Source organism: Paenibacillus zeisoli, from assembly GCF_003994465.1.
GTDB lineage: Bacteria > Bacillota > Bacilli > Paenibacillales > Paenibacillaceae > Fontibacillus > Fontibacillus zeisoli.
In genome coordinates, this window is sequence record NZ_RZNX01000006.1 from 25,768 (window position 1) to 51,871 (window position 26,104).

The 26,104-nt window shown below is 50.2% G+C and carries 24 protein-coding genes and 1 pseudogene; 15 read left to right on the forward strand and 10 right to left on the reverse strand.

Annotation, left to right across the window (positions count from 1 at the left end):
- The first annotated feature begins 54 nt into the window (after positions 1-54).
- Both EJP77_RS14120 and EJP77_RS14125 read left to right on the forward strand, forming a co-directional pair.
- Complete coding sequence (locus EJP77_RS14120; RefSeq protein WP_127199898.1) at positions 55-918, forward strand: SDR family oxidoreductase; 864 nt, start codon at positions 55-57, stop codon at positions 916-918.
- Between the two features lie 147 nt (positions 919-1,065).
- Positions 1,066-1,751, forward strand: a pseudogene (locus EJP77_RS14125) (HAD family hydrolase).
- A gap of 42 nt (positions 1,752-1,793) precedes the next feature.
- Here EJP77_RS14125 and EJP77_RS14130 read toward each other — a convergent pair.
- Genes EJP77_RS14130 through EJP77_RS14155 form a run of 6 tightly spaced genes read right to left on the reverse strand, consistent with a single transcriptional unit; the run spans position 1,794 to position 8,486 of the window.
- The gene (locus tag EJP77_RS14130) at positions 1,794-2,945 is read right to left on the reverse strand and encodes a YheC/YheD family endospore coat-associated protein (RefSeq protein ID WP_127199899.1); all 1,152 of its coding nucleotides are present in this window, start codon (positions 2,943-2,945) and stop codon (positions 1,794-1,796) included.
- A gap of 20 nt (positions 2,946-2,965) precedes the next feature.
- Complete coding sequence (locus tag EJP77_RS14135) at positions 2,966-3,466, reverse strand: GNAT family N-acetyltransferase (protein WP_127199900.1); 501 nt, start codon at positions 3,464-3,466, stop codon at positions 2,966-2,968.
- A gap of 13 nt (positions 3,467-3,479) precedes the next feature.
- Entirely contained in the window at positions 3,480-4,595 is a 1,116-nt protein-coding gene (locus EJP77_RS14140) for a YheC/YheD family endospore coat-associated protein (RefSeq protein WP_127199901.1), read from the reverse strand.
- Positions 4,592-5,965 (reverse strand): YheC/YheD family endospore coat-associated protein, encoded by a 1,374-nt coding sequence (locus EJP77_RS14145; protein WP_127199902.1) that lies wholly within the window; start codon positions 5,963-5,965, stop codon positions 4,592-4,594. The genes EJP77_RS14140 and EJP77_RS14145 overlap by 4 nt, the downstream gene beginning before the upstream one ends.
- Positions 5,962-7,104 carry a YheC/YheD family endospore coat-associated protein gene (locus EJP77_RS14150; RefSeq protein ID WP_246021893.1) on the reverse strand — a complete coding sequence of 381 codons (1,143 nt, stop codon included), beginning with the start codon at positions 7,102-7,104 and terminating at the stop codon, positions 5,962-5,964. The genes EJP77_RS14145 and EJP77_RS14150 overlap by 4 nt, the downstream gene beginning before the upstream one ends.
- 14 nt (positions 7,105-7,118) lie before the next feature.
- A complete protein-coding gene (locus EJP77_RS14155; RefSeq protein ID WP_127199903.1) occupies positions 7,119-8,486 on the reverse strand; it encodes a YheC/YheD family endospore coat-associated protein in 1,368 nt (455 codons plus the stop codon).
- Positions 8,487-8,688: 202 nt separating this feature from the next.
- Here EJP77_RS14155 and EJP77_RS14160 point away from each other — a divergent pair, with 202 nt between their 5' ends.
- From EJP77_RS14160 to EJP77_RS14170, 3 genes are all read left to right on the forward strand, one after another.
- Positions 8,689-9,033, forward strand: a complete 345-nt coding sequence (locus EJP77_RS14160) for a YlbF/YmcA family competence regulator (RefSeq protein WP_127199904.1) — start codon at positions 8,689-8,691, stop codon at positions 9,031-9,033.
- A gap of 89 nt (positions 9,034-9,122) precedes the next feature.
- On the forward strand, positions 9,123-9,407 hold the full coding sequence (locus EJP77_RS14165; RefSeq protein WP_127199905.1) for a hypothetical protein: 285 nt from the start codon (positions 9,123-9,125) through the stop codon (positions 9,405-9,407).
- Between the two features lie 141 nt (positions 9,408-9,548).
- Positions 9,549-10,886, forward strand: a complete 1,338-nt coding sequence (locus EJP77_RS14170; protein ID WP_127199906.1) for a DRTGG domain-containing protein — start codon at positions 9,549-9,551, stop codon at positions 10,884-10,886.
- A 4-nt stretch (positions 10,887-10,890) separates the two neighbouring features.
- Here the strand turns inward: EJP77_RS14170 and EJP77_RS14175 are convergent, their stop codons facing one another.
- The 3 genes from EJP77_RS14175 to EJP77_RS14185 all read right to left on the reverse strand — a co-directional run bounded on the left by EJP77_RS14175 (position 10,891) and on the right by EJP77_RS14185 (position 12,117).
- Entirely contained in the window at positions 10,891-11,187 is a 297-nt protein-coding gene (locus EJP77_RS14175; RefSeq protein ID WP_127199907.1) for a YtpI family protein, read from the reverse strand.
- Between the two features lie 103 nt (positions 11,188-11,290).
- Complete coding sequence (locus tag EJP77_RS14180) at positions 11,291-11,779, reverse strand: sporulation membrane protein YtrI (protein ID WP_127200063.1); 489 nt, start codon at positions 11,777-11,779, stop codon at positions 11,291-11,293.
- 8 nt (positions 11,780-11,787) lie between these two features.
- Complete coding sequence (locus tag EJP77_RS14185) at positions 11,788-12,117, reverse strand: YtrH family sporulation protein (RefSeq protein ID WP_127199908.1); 330 nt, start codon at positions 12,115-12,117, stop codon at positions 11,788-11,790.
- Positions 12,118-12,295: 178 nt separating this feature from the next.
- Here EJP77_RS14185 and EJP77_RS14190 point away from each other — a divergent pair, with 178 nt between their 5' ends.
- From EJP77_RS14190 to EJP77_RS14220, 7 genes are all read left to right on the forward strand, one after another.
- Positions 12,296-15,982 carry a DNA polymerase III subunit alpha gene (locus tag EJP77_RS14190; protein ID WP_127199909.1) on the forward strand — a complete coding sequence of 1,229 codons (3,687 nt, stop codon included), beginning with the start codon at positions 12,296-12,298 and terminating at the stop codon, positions 15,980-15,982.
- A gap of 229 nt (positions 15,983-16,211) precedes the next feature.
- Positions 16,212-16,400 carry a glutamate decarboxylase gene (locus EJP77_RS14195; RefSeq protein WP_127199910.1) on the forward strand — a complete coding sequence of 63 codons (189 nt, stop codon included), beginning with the start codon at positions 16,212-16,214 and terminating at the stop codon, positions 16,398-16,400.
- A gap of 84 nt (positions 16,401-16,484) precedes the next feature.
- Positions 16,485-17,378: an acetyl-CoA carboxylase, carboxyltransferase subunit beta gene (gene accD / locus EJP77_RS14200; RefSeq protein WP_127199911.1), complete on the forward strand. Its 894-nt coding sequence runs from the start codon at positions 16,485-16,487 to the stop codon at positions 17,376-17,378.
- Positions 17,379-18,341: an acetyl-CoA carboxylase carboxyltransferase subunit alpha gene (locus EJP77_RS14205; protein ID WP_127199912.1), complete on the forward strand. Its 963-nt coding sequence runs from the start codon at positions 17,379-17,381 to the stop codon at positions 18,339-18,341.
- Between the two features lie 141 nt (positions 18,342-18,482).
- A complete protein-coding gene (gene pyk, locus EJP77_RS14210; RefSeq protein ID WP_127199913.1) occupies positions 18,483-19,904 on the forward strand; it encodes a pyruvate kinase in 1,422 nt (473 codons plus the stop codon).
- A 121-nt stretch (positions 19,905-20,025) separates the two neighbouring features.
- On the forward strand, positions 20,026-20,529 hold the full coding sequence (locus tag EJP77_RS14215; RefSeq protein WP_127199914.1) for an acyl-CoA thioesterase: 504 nt from the start codon (positions 20,026-20,028) through the stop codon (positions 20,527-20,529).
- 61 nt (positions 20,530-20,590) lie between these two features.
- Complete coding sequence (locus EJP77_RS14220) at positions 20,591-20,983, forward strand: FxsA family protein (RefSeq protein WP_127199915.1); 393 nt, start codon at positions 20,591-20,593, stop codon at positions 20,981-20,983.
- 71 nt (positions 20,984-21,054) lie between these two features.
- Here the strand turns inward: EJP77_RS14220 and ytvI are convergent, their stop codons facing one another.
- Positions 21,055-22,173, reverse strand: a complete 1,119-nt coding sequence (ytvI, locus tag EJP77_RS14225) for a sporulation integral membrane protein YtvI (RefSeq protein WP_127199916.1) — start codon at positions 22,171-22,173, stop codon at positions 21,055-21,057.
- Between the two features lie 371 nt (positions 22,174-22,544).
- Here ytvI and EJP77_RS14230 point away from each other — a divergent pair, with 371 nt between their 5' ends.
- The 3 genes from EJP77_RS14230 (at position 22,545) to mdh (ending at position 26,028) form a co-directional block, all read left to right on the forward strand.
- A complete protein-coding gene (locus tag EJP77_RS14230; protein WP_127199917.1) occupies positions 22,545-23,657 on the forward strand; it encodes a citrate/2-methylcitrate synthase in 1,113 nt (370 codons plus the stop codon).
- A gap of 120 nt (positions 23,658-23,777) precedes the next feature.
- Positions 23,778-25,073: an NADP-dependent isocitrate dehydrogenase gene (gene icd, locus EJP77_RS14235; protein ID WP_127199918.1), complete on the forward strand. Its 1,296-nt coding sequence runs from the start codon at positions 23,778-23,780 to the stop codon at positions 25,071-25,073.
- A gap of 13 nt (positions 25,074-25,086) precedes the next feature.
- Entirely contained in the window at positions 25,087-26,028 is a 942-nt protein-coding gene (gene mdh / locus EJP77_RS14240) for a malate dehydrogenase (RefSeq protein ID WP_127199919.1), read from the forward strand.
- The last annotated feature ends 76 nt before the right edge of the window (positions 26,029-26,104 follow it).

Sequence of the window (26,104 nt, forward strand, 5' to 3'; positions counted from 1 at the left end):
ATTCGTTGTAACCGTTATGGTTATGACAGATATGATTTTAGGAGGGAATAACAAATGAAATTATTAGTGACTGGGGCAACAGGCAAACTGGGAAGCAAAGTGGTCGAGGAGCTATTGAAATCCATTCCGGCAAGTCAGATTTCTGTCAGCGTTCGGAATCCGGAAAAGGCGGAAAGTCTTCGCGCCCAAGGGATTGACGTGCGTTTGGGTGATTTTGATCGTCCAGAGTCTTTGGATTCGGCATTTGCCGAAATTGACCGGTTGTTATTGATCTCCACAGATGTGGATAATGACACAAGAATTCGCCAACACCAAGCTGCTGTAGCTGCTGCAGAGCGTGCTGGGGTTAAATTCATTGCGTACACGAGTATTGCGAACGCCAATGAAAGTAAGAATTTCCTTGCTCCTACGCATAAAACAACAGAAGAGGCGATTCTTAAAACTGGGATTCCGTACTCTTTTCTGCGCAATAACTGGTATCTGGAGAATGAGATTCCAAGTATTCAGGGTGTAATCGCAGGAGCTCCGTGGGTAACATCAGCAGGAAATGGCAAAGTAGGCTGGGCGATGCAGCAGGATTACGCAGAAGCAGCTGCCGCTGTATTATCCGGACAGGGGCACGACAATACAATCTACGAGCTGTCAGGCAAGTTGTTAACTCAGAACGAGATTGCATCGGCTCTGGGTCATGTCTTAGGTAAGGAAGTGCCTTTGCAGCAGGTTGATGATACGGCTTATGCAGATATCATGAAAGGTGCTGGACTCCCGGATTTCCTCATCCCTATGCTTATTGGCATTCAGAAAGGAATTCGAGAAGGTACACTGGAAATTGAGAGCCATGATTTCGAGAAGCTGCTTGGCCGGCCGGCAACGCCGATTCATGAAGGCCTAAGTCAAATTGTAAGCAGCATTTCTTAATAGATCAATTTTAGAGTTTTTTAATTACTAGGTCATTTGCAACTGAGCAAACCTGTCGTATATCATAGGTTCAGGAAATAAATACATGTATGGAATTGAATTAAGAAAGGAACTTTATTCAATTCCATGTAGCGAAGGGACTGGACCATGGATACAACCAGACGACTGAACAAGCCGGAAGCGATGATCTTTGATATGGATGGAACGCTGTTTAAGACCGAGACCCTGCTCGTACCCGCCTACCACCGGATGTTTGAAGGGCTTCGCAGGGAGGGTTGTATGAAGGGGATGAGCCTCCCGTATCGCGCTTAATGGACAGTGTGGGCATGGTAATGGATGAGATTTGGGCCAGAGTTCTGCCGGATCATGACAAATCGGTTCAGCAGCGGGCGGATAAGCTGTTCCTGGAGAACGAGATTAAAGGGCTTAAGGAAGATCCCACAGAGCTGTATCCGGGTGTTGCCGACACTTTAAGGCGGCTGAAGGAGCAGGGAGTGCGGCTTTTTGTGGCGAGTAATGGTCTGGAGGCTTATGTAAAAGGTGTCTCTGACGCACATCAAATCATGCCTTTATTTGAACATATATACAGCGCAGGAGAATACCAGACAGCTTCCAAAGTGCACTTGGTTGAACTTCTGCTTCGTCAGCATGGAATCAAGAGTGCGTGGATGGTCGGGGATCGTTCCTCGGATGTGAAGGCAGGCAAGGAGAACGGCCTAACGGTCGTTGGGTGTGCCTATGCGGGCTTTTGCGGTGAAGATGAACTGGAAGGATCGAATACGATCATCCATTCCTTCAGCGAACTGCTGGATCTGTACAGCCAGTCTGTGTAAGACGATGGAGCGATTTTAACTTAAACGACGAACAGACCCTCGCTATTCAGCGGCGGTCTGTTTGTCGTTCTTAATGTCATTCTTAATGTCACCCTTATTGTCGTTCTTCTTATTATACTGCCATAGCGCGTATTCCAGCGGCCTGGTAATGGCTTTACGGTAGGCCTCCATATCCCCTGATAGGGCAAATACTTCACGGGCCGGCTTCGGATTCACTTCAAGCACATAGATATGGCCCTGCTTATCAATGGCAATATCCAGAGCCAGCTCGCACAGAGCATCATAGGTGTCTTCCAGATATTTGGCAATCTCCAGACATAGTTGGTCTGTCGTCTTGCGGATCTCGCTTCTTCTTTCTTCCGAAGGGAACCAATGCTTGAGCTGGGTGTTCATAGGCACGGCATGCCCGCCGCCGTGAATGTTGGAGGTGACGCTTCGAGGGACCCCGACACGTCCCGCACCGCCGGTTACCTCCCACTCGCCTGATCCGTTCTTTTGAACAAGGACCCGGTAATCATGAACCCGCCCATTAGGCAGCTGAATCCGAATTCCTTCCTGTACAATATACCGGCTATATGACCTCCAGCCCAGCAGATAAGGACCCAGGCGGGAGGGATGCAGCTTTTGGGGAGAAATGATTTTTCTTTGGGGGTTACGCCCTTGAATCTGATATAACTTGGGACCGATCTTCTCAATCTTCAGAATGCCCCGTCCTCCTGTACCATTTATCGGCTTGAGGTAGATGGGATTGCACCGTTTAAGCAGCTTGTATACATCACTTAGGTTATTAAAAAGCACGGTATCAGGCAGATGGTCTCGGAACTTCGACCTCTTGGACAGGACTTGGTGAATCGTCCATTTATCACGGAGCGGGCGATTGAGAAAGTGAAGATGGCCGTATTTGGACCTGAACTGCTTCAGCTGTTCAAATCGCTTGCTCTTCTGTATGCGGCATCGATCAAAAATCAGATCCGGGAATTTGCGCCACTTTCTAGACCACTTTCGGCTCTGGGGATCATAGATCAAGGCATGAATTATATCTTTGTTCTGATGAACATCCGCAGGGGTAAAGACGAAGACATCCATTCCCAGTTTCTGGCCTTCCGTAATCATCCGCTGGTAGATGGAGCGCTCCTCCAGGTGCTTCTTCTCATTAAGGTATAACGTAAGAATTCCTAAGACAGGTTGTGACAACTGAGCTCACCCTCTTCAGATCAAGTTTGGGGTACTGCCGCCGCATCTGTATGCGGATATACCTGCTGCCCTGCTTCAAGAACCAGAGTAGGCTTACCGGTTGGTCCCTGGATCATCCTTGTGGCTGTGAGTCCGGCATTGAAGCACATTTTGAGGCTTGAGGGATTATCCAGAGCTACCCTGCAGTTGAGTCTGCCCAGCTGCAGCTGCTGAGCCTGAAGCAGTCTGGTTCCGATGTGCCGGCCCCGGTATAGAGGATGGACGATGACAATGCCGGCCTGTTCACCATATCCGGTCATTAAGGACAGCCCAGCGAGGCGGCTTCCATCCTCAGTAGAGACGGTGGCAATGAACAGTGCGCACCCCGGCTGCCTAAGGGCGGCCGGGGTGAGCTTTTGAACTTCGCGGTAGGCACCCCGGGTGATCCGGCTGCCTCCATACTTTCGTGTGAAGCCCAGAACAGAGCTGTGCATTCTGCTCCAGGAGCTGTCCTGATCAGGCATGATTAAAGTTATATCCATATTCGTTATCCTCTTAAGAATTATAGGATTGCTTGACAAGATACTGACTGTATTGAAAAATACGCTCCAGTGATTTCTTGCGGATATGAGGTTCATCAAATTTCATCGGTTTGGCATTGGCCTCGAAGAACCAGATCTTCCCTTCCATGTCCACGCCCAGATCCATGGACATTTCACCAAGCATGTGTCCTGATCCACGCTCGATCTGCCGAGCGATAAGCAGGGCATTGGATTTGACACGGTTCATCATGCCGGAAGTGAGCTCCCGGCCGAAGACAAGTGCAAGCAGCTCCTCAGGATCCTCCACACTGCCGCCCTGCGGAACATGTGTGGTGATTCTGCGGTGGCCTGCCTGCCTGGCTCCGATTCCGGTAACAAGCCATTGTCCTTTTCCGTTCTTCTGGACGAGGACACGTAGGTCGAACTGCCGTCCGTTATGGGACACCAGCTCGATCCCTTCCTGAACGATATAATTTGTCATACCTATCTCATTGCGGATTCTCTTCCAGATCTCAGAGAGGGAAGAGGATTTAACCACCATGATTTTGCGGGGAGACTGAATCGTGAGCTGCAAAGGATTGGATTCATTCTCGACATACTTCAGCCGCATGATGCCTTTGCCTGCCTTGCCGCTTTCAGGCTTGAGATACAGGTTCGGATAGTTCCGTATCATAGCCGAGAGGGCTTTATATCCGGTCAGCCTCTTGGTGGCCGGGACGAATGATTTGGTCGAGTGGGATTTCCTCAGCCAGGCGAACAGCTCCCATTTATTGAAGAAGAATGGATTGAACAAATGAATGTCCGGGTGAGCCAGACATGACTCGATTTTTCTCCGAACAGCAGGCCTTTCTTCTGCTTTTCGCTGTGGAATCCGGTTATAGATGACATTGGGGAGAGGGAACCACTGCTCCTCCCAAAGCTTCTTTTCCTGTATGAATGCATAACCGAGCACTTTATTGCCGGACAGCTTCAGATCCCTGGAGGTCACGACAAATACGGGGATATCCAGATCTTTGCCCATTTTGGCGATATCACGAAAGTTTTTGCGGTTGCCTTGGAATCGCTTGTATTTATCGTGGCTTGTTAATATGGCAATGAGCGGTTTAGGTTCCTCATGCAGGCCAATCATACGCCTTCCCTCCGGCGGAATTTGCTCAAGTATAAGCAGTGTTCCAATATGTGCTCAACCGAGGCTTTACCTTCAGCACGGAGCGAGGGGTGTCGGAAGATCGAACGTCCAGGCTTGGCATTGGCTTCAAACATCCAGATGTTCTCGTCTTTGTCGATACCAAAGTCAAAGCCGATCTCACCGATGAGATGCTGATCGCGGGCCTCAATGGCTTCTGCAATCGTAATGGCGGTCTTCTTGGCGTTGTTCAGCACTTCCTCGCCTCTAGCGCCAAACACACGGCTGAGCGCCTGCTGAGGTGTAAGCAGGGAACCCCCATTCTTGAGGTGGGTGGTTACACTGCCTTTACCGGCTTTCTTGGCGCCAATTCCAACCACAACCCATTGGTTCTTCCCATTCTTGTGCATATGAAAACGGAAGTCTAGCGGGCAGGCATCAATCTCAATGAGACGAATCCCCTGTTGAACTACGTAGCTGCGCAGCGTACGGCCATGCCGGGTCTGCAGGGTCTTGATCAGGCTGCTAAACGTGGCGAAACGCTGCAGCACATTTCCCTTCGTGTTGCGGTAACGGGCATAATAGCCTCGTTTGGGTACATAAGATAACCTGTATATTCCTTTACCAAGACTTCCAGCCGAAGGCTTATAATACACGAAAGAGTGCCGGTCAAGCATATCCTTGATTTGCTCGGGTGTAGGATTCATATGAGATTCCGGGATATGCTGAGCGGCCAGAGGATCATTCTCAAGCAAGCGGTAAATATCCGATTTGTTGAAGAAGCTCCAGTTGAAGAAAGGGATTTTCTTTCTTATAAAACGCTCTCTCAGCTGATTTATCGAGGTGGATGTCTCAGCCCGTCTGCTGGGGAGACGATTATAGACAACATCAGGAAGCGGAACCCGCTTTCTTGTGAACCGGTCCGTCTCTGTCAGGAAATAACCGTTGACGGACTCATCCTGCCAATCAATATCCCGGGGTGTAAAAGCAAAAATATAAGATTGGTTACTGCCTTCCCGCAGCAATTGCTTGATGAACCCGGTCCGAGAACCAAAGGGATTAATCAGCGAGCTGGTGCCGTCAGACAGTATACCGATCAGCGGTCCAATCTGAACCTCGCCAGCATCCAGGTTACGCAGAAAGACGCCGCCTGACATCGGGACCTTGATGCCCTTCCTTACGCCTGAAGCAAGATACAGGTGGTTACCCTGTTTGTTGATCGGTTTCACGAGAGCCGGGATACGCTCGCCTCCAAGTCTGAGCTTCACTGACTTTTTGCCGGAAAGCTTGAGGCTCTTCATCAGTGCGCCGGAGACATAGACGATCTTTTGGGGCTGCTGCGTGAAGTGAACATTACAAAAGGTCATGCTCATGAATTTACCCTCCTAAGTTGCCGGAGCCATAGATAGCGGGCATACATCACGGGATTCTCTACCGATTTACGCGCGCTCCTTGGGTCTCCGATTTGAAAAAAAGCGGAACGTCCGGGTTTGGAATTTACCTCGATAATCCACACGCGGCCTTTCCGGTCGACCCCGAAATCAATGCCAAGCTCGGCAAGCCGTCCGAAGCAGCTTTCCAGATATTCAGGGATTTCCGCGGACAGACGCCGGATGGTGCCGAATATCAAGGAAGCAGCGGTCTCACCAAATTCCAGGTTCATAAAACGACCTGCTTCAACCGCGGTTCCGCCTCCATGCAGATTGGAAGTCACCGAGTCCTGCTCACCGAGCCGGACGGCCATTCCGGTTAAGCCCCAACGGCCGGATTCATTCTTTTGCATCAAGACACGTACATCGAAGGGCCTGCCATTTGCGTTAGTTAATTGCAGATAGGGCTGGATGATAAAGGCACGCTCTCCCATGAAACGTTCAATCCAGGCTGCACCTGTCTCCCATTCATGAAAATGCTTATGGAACAGAACATTATTGTTGTCTCTGCCGATCAGCATCATGTGATGATCATCATCAGCAAGACGCACATGCAGGGTCATCTTGCCATGTGTTCCGCTGTGAGGCTTTAGAAATACTTCATGATCATGGTGTAACAGCCATCTGGCGAGCTGCCTGGAATTCTTGTATTTCGTCGTCTTCGGGAGATACGGACGGAAGATCTCCGCACGCCTTAGACTTTGATATACATTCCATTTCCCGGAGAGGCCCCTGGCCAAGTATTGGAAATGATGGCCGTCTTCTGTTATGCGGGTCAGCCTCTGACGAATAGTCTGAAGCTGGCAGGGATCATGGTAATTCACCCGGTCATAAATAATGTCCGGCACTGGAAAAGTAACGGAAAGCCACTTACCCCGGCTGTATTGATACCCTTCAAAGATGGTTCCATCCTCAGGCACTGCTTCAGCCGTGAATACGTAGACTTTTAAATTGTGCTTGGCTCCCGCCAAGGTCAGCCTGCGGCAGAAGACCGTCTCGCCAAATGGGGGGAATGAATTCAGATTCCCGGATACCATGACCCCCATCACGGCACCGGCTGCTGGAGTGAACCTTTGATTCATAACAGGTTCCTCCTTTATGAACCGGACAGATAGGTGGCGTAGTCAATCATGCGCTTGACGGATGGACGAATCTTACCGGTGGCAAGCGGGGTATTGTCATTCTTGGACGGCTTCGAATTGACCTCAATCAGCCAGACCTTCCCGAAAGTATCCATGGCCAGGTCAATCCCAAGCTCTCCAAAATGGGCCGGGATATGAGCTTCAATGCCCCCGGCAATATCAAGTGCGGCCTTCTTCAGACGAAGGCCCGCCTTCGCCTTAACCTCTGCTGGGAGCGAGGTCTTGCTCACTGCGTCCTTGACGGTGCTTAAAGATCCGCCCCGGGCAAGATTGGATACGAAGTGCTGGGTTCCTGCGATACGGGCCACGATGGAGGTGATCTCCCATTTGCCGAGCCGGTTCTTCTGGACCAAAGCTCTGAAGTCAACAGGTCTTCCCGACAGATCGATGAGAGTAAGTCCCTGCTGGATCTGATAGCGGGTGGTTTTCATTTTCCCGGAAAGCGAAGAGAAGAGCTTTGTTAAAGACTCGAAATTCTGTCTGCGTGCACCCCCGACTTGGGTAGCCAGTGTCTGATAGGTGCCTTCGGGATTCTTCGAAATCCGAATGATTCCTTTGCCAAGACTTCCTCTGATCGGCTTGAGGAACACGACAGGATAGCGGCTGCACATCGCTTTGAGCATGGCGTAATTACGGAACAAATGAGATTCCGGGAGATAACGAAGTAAGGCCTGGTCCGTCTTCAATGCATCGAAAACTTCGGTTTTGTCCAGAAACTTTTCATTAAAAAAATGGCTGCCGTAACGGGATTTTACTTCTTTCATGAAATGCTGTACGCTAGGTTTGTTCTCAAGCTTGCGGGAAGTCAGCCGATTGTAGAAGACATCGGCAGCGGGCAGATCTGCCTGGCGCCAGCCGTCACTATATACCCACCCTTGGATGTGATCAGGATCGGGTCCAATGTGATCGGTGGTGAAGAAGTAAGCATAGGCTCCCTGCTTCTTGCAGGCATGGATCATTTCCCGGCAGAACATCGTTATTGAACCAAAGGGTCTGTCAGGTGAATCCGGATAATCCCGGCTGATCAGTACTCCTATGAGCGGTCCGAGCCGAAGCAGGGAAGTGCCCCGCTTGAAGGAAAGATGCAGGGAGGACCTTGGTGCAAGGCCCATTTTATGCGCCATTCCTTGACTGATTCGGATACCGGCATACCTGGGGAGAGATAGAACCTTGACGTTTTGCTTGAACGATCCAAAAGAAAGCTGAAGATAGCGGTTTGTTGGAATCTTCCACCGCTTAACCATCATTTCCCCGAGGATTATGGTATCTTCGTCCAGTAATCCTGGATTCATGATCTGTACCGATACTTTTTTGGAGGACATGAAGTGGATCTCCTTCCAACCGCAACGGGTAGATGAACGTGCAGAATGAAGGGATATCGCAATCATTCTGCCGGAGAAGGGTATCTGCGGAATGCATGTAATTCACTATATGAGGACATAAACCCCTTGGTGATTGCCCCTTTTTCAAAGGACAAACTGTTTTGCATGAAATCATTGAAGACAAATCAGGAGGAATGAACAGATGAATATTTACGATAAGGCTCATGAATTGGCACAAGCTCTGAAGGACAGCCAGGAGGTACAGGAGATCACTGCGGCAGTGAAGCTTATTGATGCCGACTCAGATAGCAAGAGAATGCTGGATGAATTCCGCAATCGTCAGAATGAGCTTCAGCAGCGGATGATGTCCGGTGACATGCCTTCGCCTGAAGAGATGGAGAACATGGAGAAGCAGTTCGAAGTGCTTAGCCTCAACCTGAACATCCGCCGGTTGTTCGACGCTGAGCGTCGTCTGAGCGTGATTATCCAGGACGTGAACAAAATTATTGCGGACAGCCTTCAGCATTTGTACGGCGCTCAAATGTAAAATATTTTTGTGCCGCTTGTCTCATATTTCGGGCATCTCCTTCATAGAGTAGAAATATAGATTAAGAGAGCGAAGGAGATGCTGCTGTAATGATGAGACAGAGCAAATGGAAAAATGTGATTTATATGTTGATCGCTTTGGCAATGCTTATCTATGCCCTGCCCATGATTTCATTTAAGCCCGGTGCGGGCTGGGTATCCGTGTTCGGCATGGTCTGGGCGGCGTTCGCCTTTCTGATTATCGGCGCCCATCTGCATTTCCTGCTCGGTGTCGATGCGGAGAAGCAGCGGGCGCTGGACCAGATCCGCAAGGCGAAGCTGATGGACTGGCAGCGGAAGTGGGCTGGTGAGAAGAAAGAGAGTCAAGGCTTGTAATTGCGTAATGAGGTTCATAGACGAAGAAGGATGGCTCCCGCGGGCCATCCTTTTTGTTTTGAAGACTGCGATGTGTATTTTATAAAACAACGATGTATAATAGATACAGAATAGTACAGATTTGATCGGAGGGTATAACAGTTGGAAGGGCATGAAGAGTCAATTACTAAGCATGAACAGCTGCTTCAGCATATCGAAGGGCTAAAGATAGGGACCAAAATCTCGGTCCGCAAGCTGGCCAAGAATCTTGGGGTGAGTGAAGGGACCGCCTACCGGGCGGTGAAGGAAGCTGAGAACTTGGGGATTGTAATCACCAAGGAGCGGATCGGTACAGTTCGTGTGGAGAAGAAACCCCGGAACATTACAGATCAGCTTTCATTCGGGGACGTAGTGGATATTGTTGAAGGTCACGTACTTGGAGGAGCAGAGCAGGGCCTGCAGAAGACGCTGCATAAGTATGTGATCGGCGCCATGAAGATTGACGCTATGGCCCGTTATATCGATGCTGGGAGCCTGCTGATCGTCGGGAACCGGGAGGACGCCCACTTTCTGGCGTTGGAGCAGGGAGCGGGGGTGCTGATTACGGGAGGCTTTGGGACCAGCCGGGAGGTGAAGCAGCTGGCTGACAAGCTGTCGCTGCCCATTATCTCTTCCAGACACGACACGTTCACGGTAGCTTCCATGATTAATAGAGCGATCTTCGACCGTCTGATCAAGAAGAAGATCATGCTGGTAGAAGATATTATTTCTTCAAGAGTCAGGGTCAGCACGCTGAAGGTCAACAGCAATGTGTCTGATTTCGAAGAGCTGGCCAGAGAGACGGGCTACCAGCGCTTTCCGGTCGTGGATGAGTGGAATCGGGTTATCGGCATTATCAGCCGCAAGGATGTTGAAGACATTCCGGCGGAATCAAGCATTGAGAAGCTGCTCACACGTCACCCGATCACAGCGGGCATGCATACCTCGTTGGCTTCAGCTGCACAGATTATGACGTGGGAAGGCATTGATTTCCTGCCAATTGTGGACCGCAATCGCAAGCTGATCTCTTCGGTGACCCGCAAGGAAGTCCTGCAGGCGATGCGTGATGCACAGAATCAGCCCCAACTGGGCGAGACATTTGAGCATTTGATGTGGAATGGATTTGCAGAAGAGCGGGGAGAGGACGGACGGTTATTTTTTCACGGGATGATTACGCCCCAAATGTCTACGAATCTGGGGACGATCTCGCAGGGGGTACTAACAGCGCTGCTAAGTCAGGCAGGCCTTAGTGCAGCAAAGGATGTGAACGGCAATGACCATATTGTGGACAATCTGACCACCTACTTCGTGCGGCCGGTTCAGATTGAGTACCCGGTTGTCATCTCACCGGTCGTTCTTGAGGTTAGCAGGCGCGCATGCAAGCTGGAAATCGCCATGACCCATCAGGACAGTCTTGTCGCCAAGGCGGTAATGACGCTCCAGTCTATTGATCATGCGTAAGGCTCTAGGATTGTCTGCGGGTGTAGAAACCGATATTGCGCAGCCCGGCAAAAATATTAAAAGCTCCGAGAACCATGAACAAAGCACCGATGACGACGCGCAGCGATGATCCGGTGAACATGAACATCTGGATGACCGCCAGCACAATAAGCATTACACCCATACTGACGTTGTTCTTGGCTGCATTCATTCCGCGTACAGCGGGGTCGATGGAGCGCCGGGACCGAAAGCTGAAATATACAGAACATACACAAGCAATGATCAATACAGCATAAAGTACGTATTCAATGGCTTGAATCATTTTAGAAGAGCAGCTCCTTTATCCATGGACATTCTGTTCTGATTGTAACATGAATGCGGATAGGGAATGAACATAAGATTGCTTTGTCTCCGGATTTCATCATTTAGCTGCGGATGTAAGGCTTCACCTCGATCCAGATCTGGAGAATCCCCTCGCTGACGAGCATCGTCTTGATCTGTACGGCGTATTCCTTGTCGCGGACGATATAGATTTTGCGGTTAAGGAAAGTTCTTGCCATCTTGGCATCCGAGTCAATTTCGAACATGCTGCGACCACGGAGAACCAGCAGCTCCTGCTGCAATTTATGGACGATTTCTTTGGAGGCTACGGGATCGAGCGTATGATCACCCTCCTCAACCCGGATTTTGATCGACTTGATAATCGTCTGGCGTTTGCTGAATTTCTTCATGGTCTTCAGTTCGTCCTGAGACTGGCTCAGCTCGATTTGAAGATCCTTGTTCTCGATCCAGAGCTGATTGTAGCTTAGATGAAAGATGCTGTTATAGATGACTGCGCCAATGACCATGCCGATAATAAAAATAGAAGTAAGCTGGGCGAAGGAACGAACCCGTTCGCGGGGGCTCTTGCTCATCGTATCCGTCACCCTTTCCCTCCGCCGCAGACCCATTTCACAAGCTCTGATCCAAGATGGGCCCCGATAAAGGCAAACAGCAGAAAGAGGATCTGCTTGATTACCGGAGACAGATTTCCGTCAAAAAAATTGCTTTCTATGACCCTCATCGGGTCAATGGTTCCGCCGATGGCTGCAGCAAGCGCCCAGATCTTGATGCGATCGGATACATCCAGCATCGTCTGGGTTGGCGGCTGAAGCGAGACGACTGCCCCGATGCCTCCCAGCAGCGACCCCCCCAGTACAATTCCGAATGCTATAAAAAAGTCCAGCAGTGCTTTGCTTATAAAGGTGCTCATGCCCCTGCCCCTCGCTTTCTTGTATACATTCCGGGGGCTGTCCCAAGCTTCGCTTGTCCGGCCGCTCCTATACCATTGTATGGGCGCTTCGAAGCCGTCTATGATAAAATATTGATTATAAATATTAATTTTTTAAGAAGAGAACCCGCCCTGATGTGACGGAGGAAGGAACCTGCATATGGACAACTTTGTTCACCTGCATGTGCATAGTGAATACAGCCTGCTGGATGGAGCGGCCAGAGTGGAAGATCTGGTCAAAACAGCAGCCGGATTTGGGATGAATGCACTTGCGCTTACCGATCATGGGGTGATGTATGGGGCAGTGCCCTTTTATAAATTATGCAAGGCACACGGGATCAAGCCAATCCTGGGATGTGAGATGTACTTTACGGCAGGCTCACGCAAGGAGCGGGGCAGCCGCAAAGATCAGCCTATCTATCATTTGATCCTGCTTGCCAAGAATATGACCGGCTACAAGAATCTGATGAAGCTGTGCTCGATCGGCCATCTGGAAGGCTTTCATTATAAACCGAGAATCGATTGGGAGGTTCTGAATCAATACAGCGAGGGTATCATCGCGCTAAGCGCTTGTCTTGGCGGAGAAGTTCCCCAGCATCTGCTGCATGGAAGATATGAAGAGGCCAAGAGAGCGGCGCTTCGGTATAAGTCCGCCTTCGGGGAAGACTTCTACCTGGAGCTTCAGGATCACGGACTAACTGAGCAGAAGAAGGTCAATCCGCTGCTTGTGCAGCTGGCTGAAGAGACGGGCGTCAGTCTGGTCGCCACGAATGATGTTCATTATTTGGAGAAGAAGGATGCCGAGGTCCAGGATGTGCTAATCTGCATCGGTACGGGGAAGACCGTAGAGGATGAAGAGCGGTTCAGGATTCCTACGGATCAGCTGTATCTAAAAGACGCACAGGGAATGCAAGCTTTGTTCCCGCATATCCCGGACGCGATTGCCAACACTTCGGTTATCGCGGATAAATGTAATCTTGAGCTTGAATTTGGCCGTCATATTCTTCCTGCCTATCAGCCGATCCCGGAAGGAAAGAGCGCAGGAAGTTATCTGGCCGAGCTCTGCCGGGAAGGGCTGTCCGCCCGCTACAGCAGCTCTCCTCGCTGGACTGACGCAGAGCTTAGGAAAGAGCTCGAAGAGAGGCTGGAGTATGAGCTTGGTGTTATTGAACGAATGGGGTTCTCCGATTATTTCCTGATCGTATGGGATTTCATTGCTTATGCGCACCGAACCGGAATTGCTACAGGACCGGGCCGCGGATCTTCAGCGGGCAGTCTGGTGGCTTATGTTCTCAAGATTACAGATGTGGATCCGATGAAGTATCATTTGCTCTTTGAACGCTTTCTCAATCCGGAGCGGGTAACCATGCCGGATATCGATATTGATTTCAGTGATGAACGGCGGGATGAGGTCATCGCTTACGTCGTGGACAAATACGGTACGGAGCATGTGGCCCAGATTATTACCTTCGGTACGATGGCGGCCCGTGCAGCGGTTCGGGATGTCGGAAGGGCTCTGAATGTGCCGTTCGGAGATGTGGACAAGGCGGCCAAGCTCATACCAGGAAGCCTTGGAATCAGCATCCAGCGTGCTCTGGAGCTCAGTCCGGATCTGAAAGCCATGTATGAATCGCAGCCCCGGGTAAGAGGGCTTCTGGACATGGCGAAGAAGGTTGAAGGCATGCCGCGCCATGCTTCAACCCATGCGGCAGGTGTAGTGATCTCCCGTGATCCGCTGACCGATGCCGTTCCGCTGCAGGAAGGCAGCGAGACGACGGCGCTGACGCAGTACACGATGGAAAGTCTGGAGTCGATAGGCCTTCTGAAAATGGACTTTTTGGGACTGCGCACCTTATCGATTATCGAGCGGTGCCTGCGCTGGATTCAGGAGCAGACCGGAGAGCAGCTGGATTTCCATCACATTTCCGATCATGATCCACTCACCTACGAGCTGCTTGGCCGCGGAGAGACGACCGGGGTGTTCCAGCTGGAATCTGCCGGGATGCGGCGTGTGCTCAGGGACCTGAAGCCATCCGAATTTGAAGATATTATTTCGGTACTGGCTCTGTATCGTCCTGGTCCTATGGAGTTTATCCCCAAATACATTGGAGGGAAGCATGGCCTTGTGGAAGTGGAGTATCCGCATCCAGATCTTGAACCGCTGCTCGCCGATACGTACGGGATTATTGTATATCAGGAACAGATTATGAAGATCGCCTCGTCTATGGCCGGCTTTTCTCTCGGGGAAGCGGATCTGCTTCGCAGGGCTGTCTCGAAGAAGAAGCGGGAAGTGCTGGACGAGCAGCGGGAACACTTTGTATCCGGAAGTTTGAAGCAAGGATACAATCAGGAAGACGCAAATGCGGTCTACGATATGATCGTCCGTTTTGCGGACTATGGATTTCCTCGTGCCCATGCGGCGGCTTATGGCGTACTTGCCTTCCAGACCGCTTACCTGAAGGCCCATTATCCCGTTCATTTCATGGCTTCCATGCTTACCGCCGTGATGGGCAGCCACAGGAAGGTGGCAGAGTATATCGTCGAATGCCGGCGAATGGAGATTAAAGTGCTGCCTCCTGACGTGAACTACAGCGGAGTGCTGTTCACTCCGCAGCCCGCCGATGAGCCGGGGGCTCCCGGGGTCATCCGGTTCGGCCTTGCAGCTATCAAGAACGTAGGTACCCAGGCGATGGAGAGCATTCTTCGCGTCCGCAAGGAGCGTCCCTTCGACAGCCTGCTTGATTTCTGCCGCCGGGTAGATCTTAGAGTCTGCAACAAGCGTGTCATTGAGTCTCTGATTCAGGGCGGCGCTTTCGATGCGCTTCCGGGTCACCGGGCGCAGCTGCTGGCCATGCTGGACGAGACGGTAGAGGCCGCACTCAAGTGGCGTAAAGAGCGCGATGATCTGCAAATTCAGTTATTTGACTTCGTAGAGACACCCAACTGGGAAATTGAGTATCCGGATATTCCAAAGTTCAGTGCAGTGCAGCAGCTGGATTTCGAGCGTGAGCTGCTGGGTCTCTACCTGTCGGGTCACCCGCTGGATGATTATGATCATCTGCTGGACGCAGACGGGATCGACCGGCTGATGAACCTTGCGGAAGCCCCGGATGAGAGCAAGACAGTGGTTGCCGGGATGGTCGTGTCGATCAAGACCATCACGACCAAGCAGGGCAAAGCCATGGCCTTCATGGAACTGGAGGATCAGATCGAGCGCAGCGAGGTCGTGCTGTTCCCGGAAGTGTGGAACCGCAGCCGCGCCCTGGTCGAGAAGGGCGCGCTGCTAGCCCTGCGTGCCACCGTGCAGCAGCAGGACGAGGGCTTCAAGCTGCTGGCCGACGAAGTCGCCCCGCTGAGCGAAGAAGCCCTCGGGCAGCTGCGCCTTGCCCGGCGCACGCGCGCGCCGCAGGGCGCACGTCAGCCGGGCAACGCGCCGGCGAACGCACGCAGCAGCGCAGCCGCAGGCCGCGGGCCGGGCAACGCGTCCGCGCAGGGCAGCGCCGCAGCGAAGCCAGCGCGGCGCCCGGAACCTCCGCAGCCGCAGCGCAGCAGCGCGGCAGCGGCAGGTTCACCCGGCGCCGCTTCGGGGGCGCCGGGCAGTGCCGGGAAGACCCCTGCAGGGCAGCGGGTCTTCATCAAGATTGCGGCCGCGGCGGAGCATGCGGCCATGCTGGAGCAGCTGAAGGAGCTGCTCCAGAAGCACCCCGGGTCCATGACCACGGTGCTGTTCTATGAGAGCTCCCAGAAGCTGCTGGCGCTGAGCGATCGTTACCGGATCAAGCCCTCGCCAGAGCTGTTCCGTGAAATTGAGCGGCTGCTCGGCCCGGAGACTGTAAGAGTAAGGTAGGTTTAGGGTATATTACCAAATAAGAGACTCTCCTGGATTGGCATCATTAAGGAATATAATTCCAGTCAAGCCAACATAGAATGTTCGTGTACCTGCATATAGCGGCGAAAGCCTATGCTCCCTTGGCTCCGCCGCTATCTCCCTCTGTTGCGGGAAAATTGAAGATTATGTTATCATTACTCTATTATACGGGCTCGAAACTGAAGGTTAGGGGGCTTTGGAATAGGACATGTGGACAGTAATCTATATTGCGCCTACCGCAAGAATTGCGGACAGGATTAAGCACAAGCTTATGGAAGAAGGCTTTCTTGTCCAAACACGTCCTGTCAATTTATCCAAACAGCAGTTTGAAATTCTGGTACCTTCCGGAGAACTTGAAGAGGTACAAGAAGTACTGAATTCCATCTTGCATCCATGAGATCAGGGTGAAGCAGGATGATGCTATATAGGATTAACTGTGCAAGACACGGCAGAGCAAATTAATGGCTGGAGAGGTGTAGTTGTGTTTAAAGACTTATTCCAGAAAAAAAGGAAGTACGCGACCCTTCCGTCAGAAAGACATGGTCGTGATATGACCGCAGATCAAGCAGATCGCCCGAGGCGTGAGATTCCCGAAGGGCTGATGAACAAATGCGGCAGCTGCGGAGCTATTCAATACAGCAAAGAACTGGACAAGAACCTGAAGGTATGTCCTAACTGTGGTTATCATATGCGCCTAAATGCCATGGAACGGATTCGTTATCTTCTGGATGAAGACAGTTTCGTAGAATACGATGAAGATCTTGTGTCTGAAGACCCGCTTGGGTTCCCGGGATATGCAACGAAGCTGGAGCAGCAGACCCTCAAGTCAGGACTGCGTGAAGCCGTAGTAACCGGACAGGGCACAATATCGGAACTTCCTGTTATTGTGGCTGTCATGAGCTTTGACTTTTTCACCGGAAGTATGGGTTCTGTTGTTGGGGAGAAGATCACCCGAGCTATTGAAGCTGCAACAGAAAGCCGACTTCCGCTTATTATTTTCTCCACTTCGGGCGGTGCCCGGATGCAGGAAAGTATACTCAGTCTTATGCAGATGGCGAAGACAAGTGCAGCACTCGCCCGTTTCAACGAGCAGGGCGGTCTATATATCTCGGTGATTACGGATCCGACTACCGGAGGCGTTTCCGCCAGCTTTGCTATGCTTGGAGATATTATTATCGCCGAGCCGGGAGCCGTATTTGGCTTCGCCGGACGAATTGTCATCGAGCAGACCATCCGCCAGAAGCTGCCGGATGACTTCCAGACAGCGGAATTCAATCTGCAGCACGGCCAGCTGGATCTGGTTGTGCACCGCAAGGAAATGAAGAGTGTATTAGCCAAGCTGCTGGAGCTGCACACAGTGAAAGGAGGAGATTAAGTGGCGGGAGAAATGCCCTTTGAAACACCTCTGGTAGAGATGCGCAAGAAGATAGACGAGCTGAAGCAGTTCGGAGACGAGAAAGGGATTGATTTCAGTGATGAGATCACCCGTCTGGAAGAACGATACCGCGAGCTCGAAGAGGGGATTTATAGTGCAATTTCCCCTTCCCAGAAGATGCATCTGGCCAGAAATCATCAGCGTCCGACTTCACTTGACTTCATTCAATTGATCTTCACTGATTTCATTGAGCTTCATGGAGACCGGCTATTCGGGGATGACCTTGCCATTGTAGGCGGCATTGCCAAGCTGAATGACACTCCCGTTACCGTTCTGGGCCAACAGCGCGGGAAGGACACCAAAGATAACATTGCCCGTTTCTTCGGCAGTCCGCATCCGGAAGGGTTCCGTAAAGCGCTGCGTCTGATGCAGCAGGCCGAGAAATTTGGTCGTCCAATTATTACCTTTATCGACACCAAAGGAGCTTATCCCGGAATTACGGCAGAAGAAAGAGGCCAGTCTGAAGCGATCGCCCGCAACCTTCGGGATATGGCTTCCCTTCGTGTGCCTGTGATCTGTGTGGTCATTGGTGAAGGCGGAAGCGGCGGTGCACTTGCTCTGGGCGTAGGCAACCGCGTACTGATGCTTGAGAATGCCATCTATTCCGCCATCTCTCCTAATGGAGCTGCTTCTATTCTGTGGAAGGATGCTTCTAAGGCCGATCAGGCGGCAGAAGCGATGAAGATTACCGCGCAGGATCTGCTTGAGATGGAAGTGATTGAAGAAATTGTTCCTGAACCCAAGGGCGGTGCTCATAAAGATTACGAAGCTGCTGCCGAGAGCATTAAATCTTCGGTGGTCCGTCATCTGAATGAATTAAGTTCTAAAACTGCGGATGAGCTTCGCGAAGAACGCTACCAGAAGTTCCGTAAAATCGGGAAATTTGGCGTCGCCAAGAAATAAAGCAAAAATCATTATAGATTTTGTCCAGCTGGGTAATGATTTAATATGACAAAGTTCCTATACAAATTCTTGATTCTGTAGTAGATTTAATTGTTGGAAAAAGAAGATAAAGAGAGAAACCCTAAAACGGAGGAAACCCAAATGCGTAAAACGAAAATTGTATGTACTATCGGTCCTTCCAGTGAGTCTTTGGAGAACACGAAGAAACTGATTCTTGCGGGAATGAACGTAGCCCGTCTCAACTTCTCTCATGGAGATTTTGAAGAGCACGGCAACCGAATCAAGACGATTCGTCAAGCCAGCAAGGAGCTTGGAAAGTCTGTTGCAATTCTGCTTGATACCAAAGGTCCTGAGATCCGTACCGGCAAATTGGCAGTTGAACCGATTGAATTGGTACAAGACGAGTTCATCACTCTGACTACTGAAGAAATTCTTGGCGACAAGGACCGTATTTCAGTAACTTACAGTGAGCTTCCAAATGACGTAGAAGTAGGGTCCACGATTCTTATCGATGATGGTCTGATCGGCCTTACCGTAGTAGACATTCAAGGTACTGAGATCAAATGCCGCATTGTTAACGGCGGAACAATCAAGAGCAAGAAGGGTGTTAATGTACCGGGCGTACATATTTCCCTGCCGGGTATTACAGAGAAGGATGCGAACGATATCATCTTCGGTATCGAGCAAGGCATTGACTTTATCGCGGCTTCTTTCGTACGTAAAGCAAGTGACGTTCTTGAAATTCGTGAGCTTCTTGAGAAGCACAACGCGACTTATATTCAAATCATCTCCAAAATCGAGAACCAGCAGGGTGTCGATAACTTGGATGAAATATTGGAAGTGTCCGACGGACTGATGGTAGCCCGTGGTGACCTCGGTGTTGAAATCCCGGCTGAAGATGTACCTTTGGCTCAGAAGACTATGATTGAGAAATGTAATCGCGTAGGCAAGCCGGTAATTACTGCAACTCAAATGCTGGATTCCATGCAGCGCAACCCAAGACCAACACGCGCAGAAGCGAGTGACGTGGCCAATGCAATCTTTGATGGCACGGATGCCATCATGTTGTCTGGTGAGACAGCTGCCGGTAAATATCCGGTTGAATCTGTACTTACCATGTCCCGTATTGCTGAGAAGGCTGAGTCCGCTTTGAAATACCGCGAAATTTTCGAGAAACAAAGCCATGCTCAACAGACTACAGTGACTGAAGCAATCAGCCAAGCGGTAGCGAATTCTGCTCTCGACTTGAACGCGAAAGCGATCATCACTTCAACCGAAACAGGATACACAGCTCGCATGGTATCCAAATATCGTCCGCAATCTCCAATTATTGCAGTGACAACGGTTGACCAAACATTGCGTCGTCTTGCACTGGCATGGGGCGTAACACCAGTTAAAGGCGAACAAGCTTCTTCTACAGATGAGCTGTTCGATTGCGCTATGAAGGGCGGAGTAGAATCCGGTCTAGTTAAAGAGGGAGATCTGGTAGTCATTACTGCAGGTGTTCCACTGGGTCGTTCCGGTTCAACCAATCTGGTGAAAATCAGTCAAATCCGGGGCTAATCTTATATTTTGAATTTGGAACTTACACAAAGCAATGGAGCAACCGGCAGCGGCGAACCATTGCTTTTTGTTATGATACGATGGACCTGAAATCTAAGATCAATCAGATAGGAGCGCGCATATGGGTACACAACATCGAGGCGAGGGAAGAAGCAGCAGCTGGTTCAAGGCAGAACTTCGGGTACGGTATCAGGAGACGGACCAGATGGCTGTCGTCTATCACAGCAACTATCTGGGCTGGTTCGAGATGGGAAGGACGGAGATGATTCGTCAGCTGGGATTTGATTACAGGGCGATTGAGCAGGAAGGTGTTCTTCTTCCGGTTATTGATGCGAATCTGCAGTTCAAGCTGCCTGCCCACTATGATGATCAGATCACCGTCTTTACTCGGGTAACCTCATTCTCTCCACTGAGGCTGGGCTACGCTTATGAAATTAGACGCATCCTGCCTGCTGAGAACGACATAGAGGGGGCCATCGACGGTTCAGAACCGCTGCCTGGTGAACTGCTTGTGACGGGTTCTACGAGTCACGTCTGGGTCACGAAGGACTGGAAGCCGGTAAGGCTGGATAAAAAGCTTCCGAACCTGTACAATGCTCTTGATAGCATATTATTAAGAGCATAAGCTTCAGAGATGAGGTATAACTCATGTAAGGAGTATGGCTTTCAGGAGAAGGAGCAATCTCATGCGTAAATGGGTATTCCTATGGATTGTAGTTCTGTTGTTTGTTGAAACTTGGGTCTATTCACAGGTAGGAGAGCGGATTGGCGTGGGCAAAACCCTATTTCTGACTCTCGCTACGTCCATTATCGGCGGACTTATGGTTCAGTTTGAGGGCCGGAAGGTACTTGAGTCGGTTAAAGGACAGATGAACAATGGACAGATTCCCGGAAGAACGGTTGTTGATGGACTTTGTATATTAATCGGAGGCCTGCTGCTGCTGATTCCTGGATTCATAACGGATGCAATTGGCTTCACGATGGTATTTCCATTAACCCGGCCTTTGTATAAAATATTTTTAGTCAAATGGGTCGCCAAGAAAATGAAGGATGGTACTATAACATTTTTTCGGCGCTAAGAGAAAAGCCCTCAGCTTCCCGGTTAGGTAGAAGCTGAGGGCTTTTGTGTAATGAGCTTGATGGACATCCATCAATGGAGACGGCCATTCACAATATAATTTCTTAAATCCCGGAATACATTCGCGCGGTTCACAGCCGAAATCACGACAAAAGTGACAGGCCCGATAATGAGTCCCAGCACTCCGAAGAGCTTAAGGCCTACAAACATCCCAATAAGCGTAGGCAGCGGATCCAGCCCCACACTGCTGGCCAATACCTTTGGCTCAATCAATTGGCGGGCTATTAAGATAATTCCATAAAGGATGGATAGGCCGATTCCAAGCCGGATATCTCCTGAAAGATAAGCATATACGAGCCAGGGAACCATAATCGTTCCAACCCCGAGATAAGGCAGTAGATCAACAAAGCCTATTAACAAGGCAAAGGTAAATGCAGAGTCTACACCTAGAATAAGCAGCCCTATAAGCACGATTACAGCGGTTATGGAGATCATGATGAACTGGGCACGCAGGTAGCCGAACAGGGCTTTTTGAAGATCCCCCCATACGTCCTTCGCTGTCTTGCGGAACGGAAGCGGGACCCAACCTGTCATGGTGCGCATATGACGTTCCCAGTTCTTACCGATGAAGAACGTAGCCAGCATGATCACGATGAGGATAACACCCAGGTTAGGGAGTGAGGTTAGCAGGTTCACAATCCCATTCAGGAAGCCGGTGACGATTCGGGTCACCATGGAGCTGATCGTCTCCGTGGTCCGATTGATATTCTGATTAATGGTATGCTGGTAATCCGGATTATTCTGAATGAACTTGTTGATCTCTCCGATGATATTCTGGATTCCATCACTTTGAGCCCAATTGGTGAAGAACAACTTCCACTTTTCGATATGCAGATCGAACGACTGGGTAAGATGAATCAATTCTTTCACCGATCGGGTAACCACTGCGGATAGGATAATAAAGGCTCCGCCGAAGTACACCAGAAGGCCTAGCGTGACAGCCAGCCATCTTGGCATCTTAAGTTTCTTTTGAAGAAAATGTGTGAATGGATTCATAGCATAGGCAATCAGCCAGGCAATCAGGAAAGGGTATACCAGCGGAATAAGCCAGTAGAATGCTAGTCCGATAAGAATGAGAACGGCAATGACCCAAATCCCTCGAAGTAACCTTTTGACCACAATATTGTCCAAGAAATCAATCTCCTCCATGTGATGTCGAGTATTCTACGAATGAACTGGGAGACTATGGACCGCAGCTCATCCTCATCTATTAATTATGTTATAGTATGCGGGAAAAGACCGTGTAAAGGCAATAGAAGGCCGAATTAACCACACCTGAAATCGCTTCCAAAAAAATCTTTATGATTCCGATAAAACAATTTGATTTAGACAGTAGGCGCTAAGATGTTCCCTTGCTCCCCAAAATCCAGTATGATGAAATAAGGTTTCATCAGGTGTAACATCTATCATTGCACACCGTTACTCTTCCAATCTTTCAAAATGTAAATGTTTACATTGGCTTTATTCTGCCTTAATTATGTCCAATAAAGGAGAGATGTACTATGACAGCTACCAAAGGCCTGGAAGGTATTGTGGCTGCGACTTCTTCTATCAGTTCCATTGAAGATGGCGTGCTAGCTTACCGTGGAATTAATATCGATGAGCTCGCCCAGCATGCCAGTTTTGAAGAAGTGGCTTATTTGCTCTGGTATGGCAAGCTGCCGACGCAGTCTGAGCTTGGTGCTCTGCAGCAACAACTCAGTGAATATGCTGCCATCCCTTCCGAGGTTGTGGAGCAGCTTAAGCTGTTTCCTAAGAATACGAACACAATGGCTGCACTTCGTACCGGTGTGTCTGCACTCGCTTTGTATGATGAGACTGCAGGCGATATCAGCCACGATTCTACCCAGAACAAAGCGATTAAGCTGCAAGCACAGATTCCGACACTTATTGCAGCCTTTGACCGCATCCGTAAAGGTCAGGAGCCAGTAGCACCTAAGCAGGGAGTAAGTCTGGCTTACAATTTCCTGTATATGCTCTCTGGGGATGAGCCGGATCCGGTTGCCGTTAAAGCGCTGGACACCGCTCTGGTTCTTCATGCAGATCATGAGCTTAATGCGTCCACGTTCTCTGCACGGGTTACCGTAGCAACTCTGTCTGACATTTACTCCGGGGTGACTTCGGCAATCGGAACTCTGAAGGGACCTCTGCATGGCGGTGCTAATGAGGCGGTTATGCAGATGCTTACGGAGATTGGTTCCTTGGAGAAGACAGAGGAGTACATTCAGCAGAAGCTGGATAACAAAGACAAGATTATGGGCTTTGGCCACCGCGTATACAAGAATGGCGATCCGCGTGCCAAACACCTGCAGCAAATGTCCAGAGAGCTGAGTGAGCTGAAAGGCGACTCTTCGCTCTATGAGATGTCTGTCATGATCGAATCCCTGGTTACTTCACAAAAGGGCCTCAAGCCGAACGTGGATTTCTATTCAGCTTCTGTATACACCCTTCTCGGGATCGAGAAAGATCTGTTCACACCAATCTTTGCGATCAGCCGCCTGTCCGGGTGGACGGCCCACATTGTGGAGCAGCTGGATAACAACCGGATCATCCGTCCTCGTGCAGAGTATACGGGTCTTTACAATCAAAGATATATCCCGATTGAATTAAGATAGTCTGGCAAGTTATGATAGAATAAGCGGAAGAGGTGGACCCGGGAGCTTTAGCGGTCGTCCCCCTCTTCATGTATGCATACCGGAAACGGACCTATAATTATTAAGGAGGAACATGTAATTATGCCGAACTTTGAGAAATTTAACCTGCCTACCGAGGGTGATAAAATCGAAATTCAAGACGGTAAGCTTAATGTGCCTAACCGTCCTATTATTCCATTTATCGAAGGTGACGGTACAGGCCGCGACATCTGGAAAGCATCCGTACGTGTTCTTGATGCTGCTGTTGAGAAAGCATACAGCGGAGAGAAGAAGATCGCATGGTATGAAGTCTTCGCGGGAGAGAAAGCGTTCAATACATACGGCGAGTGGCTTCCAGCGGATACGCTTACAGCGATTCGTGAATATATCGTAGCCATCAAAGGGCCTTTGACTACGCCAATCGGCGGCGGTATCCGCTCTCTTAACGTAGCCCTGCGTCAAGAGCTGGATCTGTACGTGTGTCTTCGTCCTGTGCGCTACTTCGACGGCGTTCCTTCTCCAGTGAAGCGTCCGGAGCTGGTGGATATGGTTATTTTCCGTGAGAACACAGAAGATATTTATGCAGGTATTGAATATCAAGAGGGTACGGAGGAAGTGAAGAAGGTTCTCTCCTTCCTGCAGAATGAGATGGGCGTTAAGAAGATCCGCTTCCCGGAAACGTCCGGTATCGGCATCAAGCCTGTATCCGAAGAGGGCTCCAAGCGTCTGGTTCGTGCGGCTGTTCAATACGCCATTGATCATGGACGCAAGAGCGTAACGCTTGTGCACAAAGGCAATATCATGAAGTTTACAGAAGGAGCCTTCAAGAACTGGGGTTACGAAGTAGCTGAACAGGAGTTCGGCGATAAAGTATTCACTTGGGCACAGTATGACCAGATCAAGGAACAATCCGGTGCGGATGCGGCAAATGCAGCTCAGAAAGAAGCTTTGGATGCAGGCAAAATCCTGATCAAGGATGCAATTGCTGACATTGCTCTGCAGCAAGTACTTACTCGTCCGACAGACTTTGATGTGATCGCTACCCTGAACCTGAACGGGGACTATCTGTCTGACGCATTGGCGGCTCAAGTTGGCGGTATCGGTATTGCACCGGGCGCGAACATCAACTATCTGACAGGTCATGCGATCTTCGAAGCAACCCATGGTACAGCGCCTAAATATGCGGATCTTGACGTAGTTAACCCGGGTTCTGTTATTCTGTCCGGCGTAATGCTGCTTGAACACCTTGGCTGGCAGGAAGCTGCTGACCTGATCTACAAAGGTCTCGAGACCTCCATCAATAACAAGACCGTTACTTATGACTTTGCCCGCCTGATGGAAGGCGCTACTGAAGTGAAATGCTCGGAGTTCGCGGATCAAGTTATTAAAAACATGTAGGAGGCTATCTATAGTGGGAATCCAACGCAAAAAGATTACTGTGGTTGGCGCCGGCTTTACAGGTGCGACTACCGCTTTGATGCTTGCGCAAAAGGAACTTGGCGATGTTGTCCTGCTTGACATCCCACAACTTGAGAACCCAACTAAAGGTAAGGCTCTGGACATGCTCGAAGCAAGCCCGGTTCAAGGCTTTGACAGCAGCATTGTAGGAACTTCCAGCTATGAGGATGCTGCAGGCTCTGATATTGTAATTATTACAGCAGGAATTGCTAGGAAGCCGGGCATGAGCCGGGATGACCTTGTGAGTACAAATGCGGGGATTGTTGCTTCCGTCTGTGAGAATGTGAAGAAATATTGCCCGGACTCTATTGTGATCATCTTGAGCAACCCGGTTGACGCGATGACTTATGCGGCCTATCAGGCGCTCGGCTTCCCCAAGAATCGGGTGATCGGCCAGTCGGGTGTGCTTGATACAGCGCGTTATTGCACCTTTATCGCTCAAGAGCTTAATGTATCTGTAGAAGATGTCCGCGGCTTCGTTCTGGGTGGACATGGGGATGACATGGTGCCCTTGGTACGCTACTCCAGCGTAGGCGGGATTCCTATCGATACTTTGATTCCACAAGAACGTATTGACGCGATCGTCCAGCGTACCCGTGTAGGCGGAGGCGAGATCGTTAACCTGCTTGGTAACGGCAGTGCCTATTATGCTCCGGCAGCTTCCCTTGTACAGATGGCAGAGGCCGTGTTAAAGGACAAGAAACGCATTATTCCGGTTATCGCACTGCTAGAGGGCGAATACGGGTACAATGATTTGTTCCTGGGTGTCCCGGCTGTTCTGGGCGGCAACGGGATTGAGAAGTTATTTGAACTTGAATTAACGGCTGAGGAGAAGGCGGCTCTTGATAAATCCGCTGAATCCGTACGAAGTGTAATCAAGGTTGTTAAAGGTTAATTAAATGGCAATCTGCTGGAATAAAACCGGTCTTTACCTGTGAATCGCAGCGTAGAGGCCGGCTTTTTTGTAAGTA